Annotated in this window: 13 protein-coding genes; 9 read left to right on the top strand and 4 right to left on the bottom strand. The window is 53.2% G+C overall.

The window, feature by feature from the left end:
- Positions 1-52: 52 nt before the first annotated feature.
- Both BOW53_RS00075 and BOW53_RS00080 read right to left on the bottom strand, forming a co-directional pair.
- Entirely contained in the window at positions 53-376 is a 324-nt protein-coding gene (locus tag BOW53_RS00075) for a hypothetical protein (RefSeq protein WP_078485492.1), read from the bottom strand.
- Entirely contained in the window at positions 373-1,428 is a 1,056-nt protein-coding gene (locus tag BOW53_RS00080; RefSeq protein WP_078485493.1) for a CNNM domain-containing protein, read from the bottom strand. Before BOW53_RS00080 ends, BOW53_RS00075 begins: the two co-directional genes overlap by 4 nt.
- Before the next feature lie 953 nt (positions 1,429-2,381).
- Here BOW53_RS00080 and BOW53_RS00085 point away from each other — a divergent pair.
- Positions 2,382-3,677: a citrate synthase gene (locus BOW53_RS00085; RefSeq protein ID WP_078485494.1), complete on the top strand. Its 1,296-nt coding sequence runs from the start codon at positions 2,382-2,384 to the stop codon at positions 3,675-3,677.
- Here BOW53_RS00085 and BOW53_RS00090 read toward each other — a convergent pair.
- Positions 3,668-4,279 (bottom strand): hypothetical protein, encoded by a 612-nt coding sequence (locus BOW53_RS00090; RefSeq protein WP_078485495.1) that lies wholly within the window; start codon positions 4,277-4,279, stop codon positions 3,668-3,670. The genes BOW53_RS00085 and BOW53_RS00090 overlap by 10 nt on opposite strands.
- Before the next feature lie 13 nt (positions 4,280-4,292).
- The gene (locus tag BOW53_RS00095) at positions 4,293-6,743 is read right to left on the bottom strand and encodes a penicillin-binding protein 1A (RefSeq protein ID WP_078485496.1); all 2,451 of its coding nucleotides are present in this window, start codon (positions 6,741-6,743) and stop codon (positions 4,293-4,295) included.
- A gap of 206 nt (positions 6,744-6,949) precedes the next feature.
- On the opposite strand from BOW53_RS00095, the gene BOW53_RS00100 reads away from it, so the two are divergent.
- The 8 genes from BOW53_RS00100 (at position 6,950) to BOW53_RS00135 (ending at position 15,367) form a co-directional block, all read left to right on the top strand.
- Entirely contained in the window at positions 6,950-8,026 is a 1,077-nt protein-coding gene (locus BOW53_RS00100) for a pilus assembly protein PilM (protein WP_078485497.1), read from the top strand.
- A 1-nt stretch (position 8,027) separates the two neighbouring features.
- Positions 8,028-8,603: a PilN domain-containing protein gene (locus BOW53_RS00105; protein ID WP_078485498.1), complete on the top strand. Its 576-nt coding sequence runs from the start codon at positions 8,028-8,030 to the stop codon at positions 8,601-8,603.
- Positions 8,604-8,608: 5 nt separating this feature from the next.
- Positions 8,609-9,205, top strand: coding sequence for a type IV pilus inner membrane component PilO (locus tag BOW53_RS00110; protein WP_078485499.1), 597 nt, complete (start codon positions 8,609-8,611; stop codon positions 9,203-9,205).
- Between the two features lie 77 nt (positions 9,206-9,282).
- Positions 9,283-9,729, top strand: coding sequence for a pilus assembly protein PilP (locus tag BOW53_RS00115; RefSeq protein ID WP_245831898.1), 447 nt, complete (start codon positions 9,283-9,285; stop codon positions 9,727-9,729).
- 16 nt (positions 9,730-9,745) lie between these two features.
- On the top strand, positions 9,746-11,935 hold the full coding sequence (locus BOW53_RS00120; RefSeq protein WP_245831899.1) for a type IV pilus secretin PilQ: 2,190 nt from the start codon (positions 9,746-9,748) through the stop codon (positions 11,933-11,935).
- 103 nt (positions 11,936-12,038) lie between these two features.
- The gene (gene aroK, locus BOW53_RS00125) at positions 12,039-12,554 is read left to right on the top strand and encodes a shikimate kinase AroK (protein WP_078485560.1); all 516 of its coding nucleotides are present in this window, start codon (positions 12,039-12,041) and stop codon (positions 12,552-12,554) included.
- 88 nt (positions 12,555-12,642) lie between these two features.
- Positions 12,643-13,734, top strand: coding sequence for a 3-dehydroquinate synthase (gene aroB / locus BOW53_RS00130; protein WP_078485502.1), 1,092 nt, complete (start codon positions 12,643-12,645; stop codon positions 13,732-13,734).
- Positions 13,718-15,367 (top strand): SPOR domain-containing protein, encoded by a 1,650-nt coding sequence (locus BOW53_RS00135; RefSeq protein ID WP_078485503.1) that lies wholly within the window; start codon positions 13,718-13,720, stop codon positions 15,365-15,367. The genes aroB and BOW53_RS00135 overlap by 17 nt, the downstream gene beginning before the upstream one ends.
- Positions 15,368-15,620 lie beyond the last annotated feature (253 nt).

A 15,620-nucleotide genomic window follows, 5' to 3' on the forward strand; every position in this document is an offset into this window, starting at 1 on the left:
TCAAAGAGACCCTTGGAGCGCTGTGATTATTTCAGGCTATGCTCCCAAGCATCTATTTACGTACATAGATTTCGTCGTGACCGTTTGGGTCGGTCATTATCAACTCGTCACCTGGCAGCCTGATCTCCCGAACCACCGGCCGTGAAAAGCGCTCGAAGTTGCATGTGAGTTGGTTGCCGCCCGAGACGGTACACTGTCCCTTGTAGAGACCGTGCTTGTGATCACGCATCAGGGTCTGTCCGTCATATCCGAACTCGAAATCCTGTTTCAGGGTTCTGCCGGTCCAGCCGCCTGCCAAGTCGTCAAAGGTAACTTCCGAGGAGCAGCCTGTAAGTGCCAGGGCCAGTAGTATGCAGGCAGGTTGTTTGGCATTCATTCCACATCCTCAAGCTGAAGACCCATCTCGGTGGCACGCTTGCGCCAGAGGCGGCGGGCAAGCTGCTGCATGTCTGCAGATCTGTCGCCCTCATCGAGAATCTCCAGGCCGATCAGGGTTTCCACCACGTCTTCCAGGGAGACGATGCCCTCCATGCCGCCATACTCGTCTACGATCAGCATCAGGTGGGCCCGCTTGCGCAGCAGGGTTTCGAAGGCGTCGTATACCGAGGCCTTGTCAGGAAGCGTAGGCAACTCCCGGCGATAGGTGATCAGGTTGTTTTCGGTGTTGCCGCGGGCGTAGGCAAGGATGATGTCGTTACGCAGTACGAAGCCGGTAACGTGCTCCTGGTGGCCGCTATAAACCGGTACGCGGGAGAAACGGGAATTGGCGTAGCTGGCGAAGAACGCCTCCACCCCCAGGGACTCCGGTAACGAGAAGACCACGGGGCGGGGTGTCATGATGTCGGTAATGCGGGTTTCGCGCAGCAGGAAGAGATTTTTGAGGATAGTGGACTCTTGCTCGTCGAGCTGCCCCTCTTTTTCGCCCAGTTCGGCCATCACGGCGAACTCTTCGCGGGTGAGTCCTTCCACCGTCTTGCCGTGGGAGAGGCCATTGGTAAGCTTCTCTGACATCCAGACAAAGGGGTGCAGGAACCAGACCAGGAACTTCAGTCCGTAGGCCGTGGCGGGCGCCAGTCGCCGCCAGTAGTGAGCACCCAGTGTCTTTGGAATGATCTCGGAGAAGATCAGGATCATGAGCGTCAGGACTGCGGAGGCGACACCCACCCAGGCGGTGCCGAAAACCACTGCAGCCTGGGCTCCGGCACCTGCAGCACCCACGGTATGTGCAATGGTGTTGAGGGTGAGGATGGCGGCAAGGGGTTTGTTGATGTCGCCCTTGAGCTTCCTGAGCAGAGGTCCGTAGGGTTTCTCTTCCTGTTCCACCACGGCAACGTGAGCCATGGTGACACTGAGGATCACTGCCTCTGCAATGGAGCAGAGAAAGGAGAAGCCGAGGGCGACGGAGACATAGACTATCAGGAGAATCATGCTTTCTGGTTATTTGGCCTGTTAACAGTTACTACAGTACAGAATAGAGAGCCCATATGTAAAAGGCCAATCTGCAAAGAGTACAGATTGGCCTTTTGAATGTTCGTTCATTTCATATTGTCAGCGTTTCACATGGTCAGTGATATGGCTTGCGAGGATGTCGGCACTGACTTTGAGTCCATTGCTTTATAGGGAGAAAAGCAGTCTGTATATGAGGTAGGAAGAGGCTATTACTATGGTATTGGATTTCAGCAAGATCGAAAGTTGGCTAAAATTTGGTTTGATCGTGAGCACCTGAGTTTAGGTCAGAGTAACAACTCCTAAGCATTCGCATGTATAGCCTGGTCAATAGCAGTGTAGTGGTCAGGTCTTTCCGGTTTCAGTGCTCAGGTTTTTGCAGCATGGCGGGCAATTGGGTGCAGCGCCTGCATCGTACATTCAGAATTACGCACTTTTTACAAGCATTATAGTGATGCAAAAGGTTCTGTAATGATGTGCAGCCTTTTCTGGATCAAGGTGCAGTCTTTTTTTGGAACGATGTGCAATATGGTCTGGAATACGCATTCTGGACATTGTAAAAAGGCTCCTCTCGGGTACAGTGCAAAAAAACCGACTATATTTATTGCTTTTAAATTGTGTTGTTTATTTTTACTGGATTGGTAAGAGAATAGGCAAATTCGAATTTTCTATCCTGTCTTCAGGGTAGTTTGTGTTTGCCGTCTTGGTTGCGGCGCACAAAAAACGCCAATCTGTGTATGATTGGTGTCATTGTATTGATTTTGAAATGATGTTTTGTTTAAAGAGGGTTTGTTCGGCCAGTATGCCGAGAACGAGAAGAAACTATAATAGATTGTATGTCCGTCCTAATAGCGACCAAAAGCTTGTTCTGTGCAGGGGTGTTTGCTATATAAGGGCACTATGCGGTCACGCTTATACCTGGAGAAGTCAGTTTTATGGCTAATGATACAATTACACTGACCAACAATAATGATGGACGCAGTGCCGAATTCTCTCTCCGTTCTGGCACGGAGGGGCCGGATGCACTGGATATTTCCAGTCTCTATAAGGACATGGGTGTTTTTACCTATGACCCCGGTTTTGTTTCAACGGCAAGTTGCCATAGCTCCATTACTTATATAGATGGCGACGAAGGTATTCTGCGCTATCGCGGTTATCCGATTGAGCAGCTGGCGGAGAACAGCAATTTCCTCGAAGTGGCTTATCTTCTGCTTTACGGTGAGCTGCCGAATGCTGTCCAGCAAGCTGAGTTCCATGGCATCATCCGTTACCACACGATGATCAAGGAGACCTTGAAGAACTTCTTCGACGGTTTCCATTACGATGCTCATCCCATGGGTGTGATGGTAGGGGTGGTTGGCTCCCTGTCTGCCTTTTATCACGATTCACTGGATATCAATAACCCGAGGCACCGGGAGATTTCCGCGCACCGGCTGATTGCCAAGATGCCGACCATTGCGGCGGCGAGCTTCAAGCACAACATCGGGGAGCCGTTCATGTATCCGCGCAACGATCTCGATTATTGTGCAAATTTCCTGCACATGATGTTTGCTACACCCTGCGAGGATTATGAGCCCGATCCCATCGCAATCAAGGCGATCAACCTGCTGTTCATCCTGCATGCGGATCATGAGCAGAACGCCAGTACCTCCACGGTCAGGTTGTCGAGCAGCTCCCAGGCCAACCCGTTTGCCTGTATCGCGGCGGGCATTGCCTCACTGTGGGGGCCGGCACACGGTGGCGCCAACGAGGCGGTTCTGGATATGTTGCAGGAGATCGGTGATGCATCCCAGATCGAGAAATACATCGCCAAGGTAAAGGACAAGGATGACCCGTTCCGCCTTATGGGATTCGGCCACCGGGTGTATAAAAACTTCGATCCCCGGGCGACAATCATTCGCAAGGTGTGCCACGAGGTGCTGAACAATCTGGCTGACAGCAACAATCCGCTGTTCGAGTTGGCGCTGAAGCTGGAAGAAGTTGCCCTGGAAGATGAATATTTCATCGAGCGCAAACTCTATCCGAATGTTGATTTCTACTCGGGCATTATCTACCGGGCACTGGGCATTCCGAACAACATGTTTACCGTAATGTTCGCCATTGCCCGTACCGTGGGTTGGGTGGCGCACTGGATGGAGATGATGGCGGATCCCCATCAGCGTATCGGGCGTCCCCGCCAGATCTACACAGGTGCTTCTGAACGGGATTACATGCCGTTGGATCAGCGCTGATCCTGTTCGAGCATCTCTAGCAGTTTGTTCAAGGGCGCCCCTCTTTCGGGGCGCTCGTCGATTCTGCTCAGGGGCGGGTTGCGCCTTTCGGGCGGCTTGAGAAGGTAAAGTTCTATTTCGGTATCTCCTGCAAGAAAATGCAGTACCGGGCGTCTCTCCCTGCTGCCGTTTGAAAACCTCAGCATGGCCTCTTTTTCTACCCATGGAATGTTTTTGTCCATGAGGTGGAACATGACTTCTTCAGGTGTTTCGGGAAACAGGTGCAGTTGTATTGGGCTGTTGCTGCTGGCGGTGCCAGAGAGAACCGGTCCTATCAGTCGAGGATTGAAACTGGCCAGTGATTGCATGGCTTCGACAGCAAGTTTGCGCAAACGCTTCAGTGCCGCCGGTTGTCCGGTATTGGTGAAGATCGAGAGGTGGCGCTGGAGGGCCATCTCAATCTCGCTGTTGTTAGGTAGTTGGCGATCATTGCTGCAGCCGAGGCGGCGGGCGGCTTTTTGCCTGGCGGCCTGGTAGTCGAGGTCACCGTGATGATCAGCGAGAATCCTTGCAGCCTCTGTCGCAATCTCAAGCCTGAGACTGCTCTGTTGTCGTCTGTTCATGATCCAGCAAGTTCTAAAAGAGCTCCGGTGCCCCGTCGTCAGTACCTGTGCCCTGTGGGGTTTCTCCGGATCCATTATCGCTCAAGCGAGTGCCGGCGGTCTCTTTGGGGGCGTTTTCGGTCCTGAACACTTCGAATATGCCGTCTTCCTGGTTGATGTCTGCGCGTTTCCCTGTTTTCGGGTCTATGCGAACCGTGACCATGCCGGGTGGCATCTCCAGGGGTATCTCATCGACATTCTCAAGGGCCACTTTCATGAAGGCTATCCAGGCGGGCAGGGCGGCTCTGCCCCCGACTTCGCCGCGTCCCAGGGGCTGGGATGAATCAAACCCAACCCAGGCAACTGCGACCAGTGAGCGGTTGAAACCGTTGAACCATGCGTCTCGCTGTTCATTGGTGGTGCCGGTCTTGCCGGCGAGATCCTTTCGTCCCAGTGAGCGGGCCTTGCGTGCGGTACCTCGAGTGATGACATCACGCATCATGGAGTTCATCAGGAAGTGGTTTTCCGGTGATATGACACGGGGCGCTACCGGTAGTTGCTCTTCGTCTGCCGCATCCGGAGCATCCGGAGAGCTGGGCGTTTCGGTTGTTTCCGGCTGCTGGCAGGTGTCGCATACTGTCAGCGGGGAGGTTTTGAATACCTCCTGGTGATCGCTGTCTTCGATGTGTGTGATGAAATGGGGTTCAACCCTGTATCCGCCATTGGCGAGTACGGCGTATGCAGTTGCCATTTGCAGGGGGGTTACCGCTCCGCTACCGAGTGCCAGGGAGAGGTTGTGGGGCAGTTCATCGGTATTAAAGCCAAAGCGTTTCGCATGCTCCAGGGCAAATTTGACACCCATGTTTCTCAGCAGGCGTATGGATACCAGGTTTCTCGACTTGGTCAGTGCGTATCGCAGTCGTGTGGGGCCAAAGAATTTTCCGCTGTAGTTTTCAGGACGCCACGCGCCTTCCAGGCTGGGGTCATTGAACACCACGGGTGCATCGTTAATGAGACTGGCGGGGGTGAATCCGGCTTCCAGTGCGGCCGAGTAGATGAAAGCCTTGAAGCCAGATCCGGGTTGCCGTTTGGCCTGGGTGACCCTGTTGAACTTGCTCTGATAGAAATCGTAGCCTCCAATCAGCGCTTTGATAGCGCCGTTGTTCGGGTCCACGGACACCAGGGCGCCTGCGGCGGCTGGAACCTGGGCCAGGCGCCACCAGGTTTCATCCTCTTTTTTCATGGGTAGGAGGTAAACAAGGTCTCCGGGTTTGAGGATGTCGGTTGCTTCTTTGGGTTTCGGGCCGAGCCGGTTCTCCGTTTTATGCTCCCTGACCCATTCCAATCCTTGCCAGGGGATTGATACGGTCTCGCCCTGGCCCAAGTAGGCATCTGCTGACTGTTTCTCGGCTTCAATGACAATGGCGGGACGCAGGTCGGCAATAGGGCGGTGGTCCGCAAGCAATGCGTCGAGTTGTTCTTCGGCTGTGGTGTTGTCGACCTGGAAGTGCTGCAATGCGCCTCGATAGCCGTGGCGCAGGTCGTATTCCTGCAGGGCAAGGCGAATCGCTCTATTGGCCGAGTCCTGCAGTGTGCTGTCGATGGTGGTATAGACGCTATAGCCGTCAGTATAGGCGTCGTTGCCGAAGCGCTTTATCATTTCGGAACGGACCATCTCCGAAACGTAGGGTGCTTCCATTTCGGTTTCAGAGCGGTGCAGTTTGGCCGAAACCGGCGTGGCAAGTGCAGTTTGATATTCCGATTCGCTGATTTGGCCCAAATCCCTCATTCTTTCAAGGACGTAATCCCTGCGCTGCAGGGCGCGTTGAGGATTTGTGATGGGGTTGAAGCGGGAAGGGGCTTTCGGTAGTCCGGCAATCATCGCTACCTGGGAGAGGTCGAGTTGGTCGACCGTCTTGCCGTAATAGACCTGTGCAGCTGCGCCGACACCATAGGACCGGTGGCCGAGGTATATCTTATTTAGATAGAGTTCCAGGATCTGCTGTTTAGGGAGTTCGCGCTCGATCTGCAGTGCCAGCAGTATTTCATTCAGCTTTCTGGTGTAGGTTTTCTCGCTTGAGAGAAAGAAGTTTCTGGCCACCTGCATTGTTATGGTGCTGCCGCCCTGTCTGCGCTCTCCGGTCAGTATGAGTTGGATCGCTGCCCGCATCAGGCCCTGGTAGTCGACTCCAGGATGCTCAAAGAAACGGTCATCTTCTGCGGCCAGAAAGGCATTGGTCATATTGTCCGGGATTTCGCAGTAGGCGAGGGGAGTTCGGCGTTTTTCACCGAATTCCGCCATCAGTTTGCCGTCAGCTGAGTAGACCCGAAGCGGTACCTGGAACTTGACGTTCTTGAGGCTTTCAGTGGAAGGTAGGTTTGGCTCGAGGTGTAAATAGAGGGATATTGCGGCTATTGCACCGGCTGTGCAGCCGATCAAAGCTGTCCAGAGCCCGAATTTGAGGAGTTTGATTAGCCACTTCATGCGTCAGGTCACGGAATTTGTAATAAACGATATTCAGAATACTGTATTGGAAAGAGCGACTATACTAGCAAATATAGGTATTAAATATCAGTTTTTAAAAAAGACTTCACAAAAAAATCATTAATTGCTATATAGTTAAGAAATCTAATTAAAGAAAAACCTGTAAATCATCTCTAAAGTCGCATTTTTGCGTTAAGGGAAACAAGATGTTCTCCTTTTTTGGGTCCACAAAACAGTCGTTATTGGGTATCGATATTAGTTCCACCACTGTGAAGCTGCTCGAGTTGAGTCAGTCCTCGGGGCGCTCCGGGGCGACCTATAGGGTCGAATCCTATGCGGTGGAGCCACTGCCTGCAAATGCAGTGGTCGAAAAGAACATTGCTGATGTCGATGCGGTTGGGCAGGCAATAAAGAATGTAGTCAAGCGTTCCGGGACCAAAAGCCGGCAGGCAGCGGTCGCAGTTTCCGGATCTGCGGTGATTACAAAGATCATTGCCATGCCCGCTTCGCTCTCTGACATGGAGATGGAGAACCAGATCCAGCTCGAGGCAGATCAATACATTCCTTACCCCCTTGAAGAGGTGAACCTGGATTTCGAGGTGCTGGGTGTCGCGGAGAAAAAACCGGAAATGGTGGATGTTCTGCTTGCGGCGTCGCGTAGTGAAAATGTCGATGATCGTGTTGCAGCCCTGGAAATCGCAGGACTGTCAGCCGATGTTGTCGATGTTGAAGCCTACGCAATGGAGAATGCGTTTTCCCAAATTGCCGATCAGCTCCCGGAACGGGGTGATGATCACATCATTGCTGTGGCGGATATCGGGGCTACCACTACAACCCTGAATGTTCTCCATAACGGGAAAATCATCTATACACGTGAACAGAACTTCGGCGGCAGGCAGTTGACCGAGGAGATTCAGCGTCGATACGGTCTGTCCCGTGAAGAGGCGGGGATGGCGAAGCGGCAAGGTGGTTTGCCGGACAACTATGTTCCTGAAGTGCTGGAGCCATTCAAAGAGGCAATGGCCCAGCAAGTGAGCCGATCCCTGCAGTTCTTCTTCTCTTCCAGTTCTTACAATAGCGTTGACCAGATCGTATTAGCTGGGGGCAGTTCATCGATATCTGGTGTTGATGGGCTAATCGAAGAGAAGATTGGCACGCCTACCGTCGTCGCCAATCCTTTTGCCAATATGTCGGTCTCCTCAAACGTGAAACCCCAGAGTTTGAGTAACGATGCATCATCATTGATGATCACGTGTGGACTGGCCTTAAGGAGTTTTGACTAAGATGGCACGTATCAACCTCCTACCCTGGCGAGAGAATCTGCGCAAGAAGCGCCAGAGGAATTTCGGGATCGCCGCATTCGTTGCTGTTTTGGTAACTGCCGCTGGTTGTGGCGGTGCGTACCTCTACATCGATGGGATGATCAAGCATCAGAACAAGCGCAACAATTACCTCAAACAAGAGATTGCTTTAGTTGAGAAGAAGATCCGGGAGATCCAGGAGATCGAGAGGACAAAGGCTCGCCTGATTGCGCGAATGAATGTTATTCAGGAGCTTCAGGGGAGTCGGCCGGAAATCGTCCACCTGTTTGACGAATTGATAACGACTATTCCGGATGGCGTGTTCCTGACCAGCTTAAAGCAATCAGGGCGTTCGCTGACCATGAAAGGCCGTGCACAATCCAATGCGAGGGTATCCACCTACATGCGTAATATCGATGCGTCAAAGTGGTTGTCTGTCCCGAATCTCGAAATCATTTCCAGCAAAAGCAAAGGCAAAGGTGGTGTAGATGAGATCAGCAGCTTCGATCTCAAGGCTAAACAAGTCACACCCAAGCCAGCCAAGAAGTCCGGGAGGTAGCAGCTGTGAATCTCCAAGATCTTAACGAACTGGACTTAAGTAACATCGGTGATTGGCCTATGCCGGTCAAGACGGTCCTGGTGCTGATCCTATGTATAGGTATCGGTGTGGGATGGTACTACTTCAACACCGAAGATCAGTTGAAGGCGCTGAAGAAAGTTGAGCAGCGGGAGCTGAGTCTGCGTAAGGAGTTTGAAGAGAAGCAGGCGAAAGCAGTCAACCTGGAAAAGTACAAGAAACAGCTGGAAGAGATGAAGCAGTCTTTCGGCGCCATGCTGCGGCAGTTGCCCAACAAGACGGAAGTTGCCGACCTTCTGGTGGACGTGTCTCAAACCGGGCTGGCTGCGGGGCTCGAGTTTGAACTCTTTGATCCCCAGGGAGAGGTCCGGCGGGAGTTCTATTCCGAGTTGCCGATCAAGCTCAAGGTACATGGCAACTACCATGAACTGGGTGAGTTTGTCAGCGGTTTGTCGGCGCTGCCGCGAATTGTGACCATGCACAATGTGGATATCACGCCGGTCAAGGATACAACAATCGAGAATCCATTGATCATGACGGCAACAGCTAAAACCTACCGGTATATCGAGGAGGGCGGACAATGAGGAGCCCGATAACTCGATTTCTGAGATCTGTCATTATTTGCCTCGTTCCACTGTCTCTGCTGGGCTGTGCGGGCGACATGTCTGACCTCAAGAAGTATGTGCAAGAGGTCAAGTCTCGAAAAGCTGGACATATCGAACCACTGCCAGAGATAAAACAGGTGGAGACCTATGCATTTGTAGGTGCAGGCCGGGATCCGTTTTTTCTGGTTGAGGAAGAGGCCCAGGAGGGTGAGATTGCTACAGGGGGAGTCTCGCCTGATACCATACGGCGCAAGGAAGAGCTCGAGAATTACGAACTGGATGCCTTACGCATGGTGGGCATACTGGAACAGGATGAGGGTCGCTGGGCATTGATACAGACCAGGGAGAAAACGATTTACCGCGTGCAAGTGGGTAACTACATGGGTAAGCACCATGGTCAAATTACCCGAATCACGGAAACGGCGGCTGATTTGACGGAAATTATACCGGATGGGCAGGGCGGCTACCGGGAACGGCAGGCCTCACTGGCGCTGACAGAGTAATTCAGGGGTATGAACAATGATTAAGAAACCGAGTGTAAGTGGACAGCTGAGACGGATGGGTCGCGATCGTCATAATCATCGCCGGTATTCCGGGCTTTGGGGCTGCGTCTTGCTGGTTTTACTGTTGGCCGGTGCGATGCCTGTTTTTGCAGCGGATAATGTGCTGAAAGATGTCAGCTTCTCAACGCTTCCGGGAAACAGCGTAAGGATTACGCTTACTGCAGAAAATCCGGTTGCTGATCCAACAACATTTACTACCGACAACCCTGCCCGTATCGCGATGGATTTTTATGGCATGGCCAATGGCCTGGCGCAGAAAAATCAGACCATCGGCGTGGGCATGGCGCGAAGCGTCACTGCAATTGAAGCAGGTGGACGGACCCGCGTGGTGGTCAGCCTGGTTAGTTCCGTTGGGCATTCAATCGAGGTTCGGGACAACAAGGTGTTCGTTACTGTCGAAGGCGGTAGCGCAGCAGTGGCGCAGGCCCGACCGACGAAGGCCATGTCAGGCGAGGGGGGGGCGACTACCGCAGTAGCGGCAGAGCGCAGAGTGGAAAACGTCGATTTTCGGCGGGGCCCTGAAGGGGAAGGCCGGATTCAAATTCAGTTGAATGATGCCTCTGCTGTTGTTGATATGCGTGAAGAGGGCGGTCGCGTCGTGCTCGATATCCTCGATACGGCACTCCCGGAACGCCTGATGCGTAAATTCGATGTGGGCGATTTCGCCACCCCCGTTCGGGTATTCGAGGTTTCTGCGCAAGGTGACGGCGTACATGTTGAAATACAACCAGAAGGCCACTATGAGCATCTGGCTTACCAGGCGGACGAGCTGTTCACCGTGGAGTTCAGGCCACTGACCAAGGAAGAGGAAGAGGCCATGCAGCGCGCCAAGAAAACCTTCGAGGGTGAGCGTCTATCCCTCAATTTCCAGGACATCGAGGTGCGTTCTGTACTCCAGTTGCTGGCTGATTTCACTGGCTTCAACTTGGTGACTTCCGATACGGTTACAGGAAACATTACCTTGCGGTTGAAAAATGTACCCTGGGATCAGGCGCTGGATATCATCCTGAAGGCCCGGGGTCTTTCCATGCGCAAGAACGGTAACGTGGTCCTGATTGCGCCTACTGAGGAAATTGCTGCGCGAGAGAAACTGGAGCTGGAATCCCAGAAACGGATAGAGGAGCTGGCTCCGCTCTATTCCGAGTTTATTCAGCTGAGCTATGCCAAGGCGGAAGATATCGCGAAGCTGCTGAAAGGTGAAAGCAACCAGTTGCTGAGTCCGGAGAGAGGCAATGTGGCGGTGGATGAGCGGACCAACACCCTGCTGGTACGGGATACAGCCGCCAAACTCGAGGATATCAGGCGACTGATATCCAAGCTGGATGTGCCTGTCAGGCAGGTATTGATTGAATCCCGGGTGGTCATTGCCAACGACGACTTCCTCAACGAGATGGGCGTAAGGCTTGGCTTCAATCGTTCAAACTCCATTCTGGACAATGAAGTGTTGATTGGCGGCGCTCAGCCCGGTCGCCTCGATGGTACCGCCGACCTTGATACCGGTAAATTCATGGATGAGGGTGCGGGCATCAATACCGGAGGTAAGGAAAACCTCCTGGTGAATCTGCCGGCAGCAAACGCGCAAAAGCGAGGCGGTGGTTTCAACCTGCTTATCGGCAAGGTTGGTTCATATCTCCTCCAGCTCGAATTGCAGGCGCTGCAACAGGAAGGGCGGGGCGAGATCGTTTCCAGTCCCAGGGTGATTACCTCCGACAAATCTCCTGCAAGCATCAAGCAGGGTGTGGAGATTCCTTACCAGGAGGCCTCTTCCAGCGGTGCTACCAGCGTTTCGTTCAAAGAAGCTGTGCTCAGGCTCGACGTAACGCCTCAGATTACTCCGGATGACCGTGTGATCATGGAGTTGAATATATCTAAGGATAATCCCGATTTCTCCAGATCGGTTGGTGGTGTGCCCCCGGTGGATACCAGGGAAATTGATACCACGGTCCTGGTCGACAATGGTGAGACGGTCGTGCTGGGTGGTGTATTTGAAAAGACCGACTCCAGCAGCATCGAGCGGATTCCTTTCTTTGGCGATCTCCCCTATGTCGGTTTTCTGTTCAAGACAGAGCTGCGGAGGGATGATAACAAGGAGCTGCTGATCTTTGTGACACCCAAGATCCTGAAGGATTCATTGGGCGCTCGATAACAGGATGTGAATTATCCGAAATTAGAGGGCCTGCCGTTTGGCAGGCCCTTTTTTTATCTTTGTTGTTCTTGCCAGCAGCGAAGTTATCTGGCATATCTCCTCTATGACGCGCATTAAGAATATTTTCCTGGTCGGCCCCATGGGTGCAGGCAAAACAACGATAGGCCGCCAGCTGGCTGAACTGTTGGGCCTGGATTTTGATGACAGCGACAAGGAGTTGCAGCGCAGGACCGGCGTTGATATCCCGACTATTTTCGATTTTGAGGGTGAAGATGGGTTCCGGAGGCGCGAAAAAGCGGTCATCGATGAGCTGACCCAGCGCGAAGGGATTGTGCTTGCTACCGGTGGTGGTGCGGTTCTTGATCCTGAAAACCGGGGATGGCTTTCGGGGCGTGGGTTTGTCGTCTACCTGTATTGCAGTCCCGAGCAGCAGTATGAACGCACCTTGCGGGACAGGAGTCGCCCACTACTTCAGACTGAAGATCCACTCTCCAGGCTCAAGGCCCTGATGGAGCAGCGTGATCCGCTCTACAGACAAGTCGCTGACATCGTGGTGCAGAGTGAAAAGCGTAGTGCCGCGTCTGTTGCAAAGGAGATCATGCGTAAGATTCAGGAGTGACTTGGACAGTTCAGTGCCGGTTTGAAAAATTGCCGACTGTTGGCGGTTTCATGCGATTTACATTGTTTTTCATGGTTGTTAGCTAAATATGAGTGCAGATACCCGAATTTTGAATGTTGACCTGGGGGTCAGAAGTTATCCGATCTATATCGGCTCCGGTCTTTTGGGTGATGCAGAGATCTATCGCCGCCATATCCCGGGGGAGCGGGTGATGGTGGTTACGAATGAGACTGTCGGTCCGCTTTATCTGAAGCAGGTACTCGCAGCGCTCGGTGACTACCAGGTGGAGACCGTTGTGCTTCCAGACGGCGAAAAGTACAAAACCCTGGAGACATGGCAGCGGATTTTCGATGGCCTGTTGGAACGCAGGTTTGACAGGCAGTGTACGGTTTTGGCGCTGGGTGGCGGCGTGGTTGGCGATATAGCCGGATTTGCGGCTGCCTGCTACCAGCGAGGCGTGCACTTTATCCAGGTGCCGACTACCCTGCTTGCCCAGGTTGACTCGTCAGTGGGAGGGAAAACCGGGGTAAACCATCCTTTGGGGAAAAACATGATCGGTGCTTTTTATCAGCCCCGGTGTGTCATCGCGGATACGGATTCGCTGAATACCCTGGATGATCGTCAGCTGTCCGCTGGATTGGCTGAAGTCATAAAATACGGTTTGATCAGCGATTTGCCATTTTTTGAATGGTTGGAGTCCAATATTGAACGACTCCTTTCCAGGGAGCCGGAAGCCCTGATTTATGCAATAGAGCGATCCTGTCAGGACAAGGCAGACGTTGTTGCCGCTGATGAGCTTGAAGCCGGGAAGCGGGCACTGCTCAATTTGGGTCACACGTTCGGGCACGCCATTGAAACCGGTGTCGGTTATGGGGAGTGGCTCCATGGTGAAGCTGTCGCTGCGGGCGTGTGCATGGCCGGCGAACTCTCGCGACGCCTTGGTTGGTTGTCTGCCGAGAAACTGTACCGCATTGTTGAGCTTGTCAGCAAGGCAAATCTGCCAACAGTGCCGCCTGAGAATATCGGACGTAGCCAGTTTCTGGAATTGATGGCAGTGGATAAGAAAGTGGTCTCTGGCAAGCTGCGGCTGGTCTTGATGCAGGGATTGGGTCAGTCCGTTATAACTGGTGATTTTGATACTGCAGAACTGCAGAATACCTTGGATGAATACGGAAGATAGAAACCAGGAGCAACAAACTGGCGGAGCTATGACTGATTTCGGCCTGAAATCAGAAGAGGACTATTTTTCGCTGCCTGAGCTGGATCAGCGTCTCGATCTGCTGTTTCACCTGGCTGAAAACAGTGACCGTATTCCCCTGGTGAGAGGCGGGCAGGGGCTAGGTAAGACGATGATGCTTGACCGGCTTGAGCTGAAAGCGCAGCCGAATTGGCAGATGTGCAGGATTTTAGCGGATCCGATGCTGCAGCCCGAGCAGTTGTTTGATCGCCTGGGGCTGTGTGTTCAGGCGCTGGAAGGCGTAAGTGTCGATACCTTGGTGCGCCGGTTCGAGGATCTCCAAAACGAAGGCGTTTTGGTCGTTGTTGCAGTGGATGATGCCCATCTCCTACCGGTATCCACGATTATTGCATTACTGAGGCTTTCCGAGAGGAGAGTCGGTGAACTCCCGCTTGTTAAGGTGGTTCTGTTTGCGGACCCGGAGATTGATGGACACCTGAAGACACCCCAGATCCAGGCGATGAACCTGCAGTCACTGCAGATTCTGGATCTACACCCATTTGATGCGGATCAGGCGAAGGCCTATGTTCAGCATATCCTTGCCGGGCATGGCATGGACCAAACCAGTTTTCCTGTAAAGGAGCAGGCTGTTGAGCGCCTGATCAAAGAGAGCCGTGGAATACCGTCGATAATTGAAGCCCGTGTTCGTGAGCTGTTGGGTCAAGGACCGGATCCGGATCTTCCGGAGGCAAAGGCATCAGGGAGGGGGCTCCTTTCGGATTTGTCTGGGCCAGCGCTTATTGGTATTGGCCTGGTAGTCTTGCTCGTTGTGGCTGCCTTGATATTCCAGGATCACATAAACACACTGTTCGAAGATGAAAAGTTGGCTGAGCAGGTTTTGCCTGAAATCAGCACAGCTAGAGAAAAGGTGGTTCCCCTGCAGCTTCCCGCAGAAGAGGAGGCAAAGGCCTCGGTTCCGGCCGTCAAGTCGCCCGGTGTTGAAAAGCCGCAGGAGGTGAGCGAGGCAGAGCCGTCGCGGTCGGTGGATGATGCAGCCACCCCGGTTGTTGCAGATGCGGGATTGAGCCAGGACCAGGAGGGACTGGTAGAGTCCCCGGCGGTGGATGTAGCGTCCGAGGTGACTGTCTCTGAAGAAGGGGTGAGTGTGCAGCCACAACTCGCTGAAGCAGCCAAGGAATCCCCTTCGGAGGAGGACGCGGGCTCGAGTTCACTGGCCACCCTTGCGCAAGAGGTTGAAATCAAGGGGCAGGTGACAACAGCTGTAGTCAAACAGGATGTGGCTCCGGCGTCAGCGCTGGTGAGAGAAGCCGGCCATGACCCTTACGCCTGGTTCCTGAGGCAGAAGCCAACCGACTATACGCTTCAGCTTGTCGGCCTTGGCAGCGAGGCGGCAGCAAAAAAATTCATTTCAAAACATGGTATTACAGGTAGTGGCAGGGTCTTTCGCTCAACCTTGAACGGGCGTCCCTGGTACTCGGTGGTTTACGGGGTATTTGCCAATAGAGAGGCTGCAGTTAAAGGTCGTGAGCAATTGCCAGCTGGTTTAAACATAAACAAGACCGGCGTCTGGCCCAGATCCTACGCTTCGATTCAGGACACAATCAAAAAACGCTGAAAAGATCCTTTTCCACATTTTTTGATACGAATATTTTTCCCCGATGCGGGTTCAAAAAACTGGCCTGATTGCCAATTCTCCAGTATCCTACGCGGTTCCGTTCGCCGGTTCCGTTCGCCGGTTCCGTTCGCCGGTTCCGTTCGCCGGTTCCGTTCGCCGGTTCCGGCTGACTTTTGGAAAGCCGAGAATGGGTGGCATTGGTGGCCCCGGTTCAATTGCCGGGGTGTGTAGTCCAACAGATAGAAAAAGGTAG

Origin of the sequence: Solemya velesiana gill symbiont, from assembly GCF_002020805.1 — a bacterium.
Lineage (GTDB): Bacteria > Pseudomonadota > Gammaproteobacteria > Chromatiales > Chromatiaceae > Sedimenticola_A.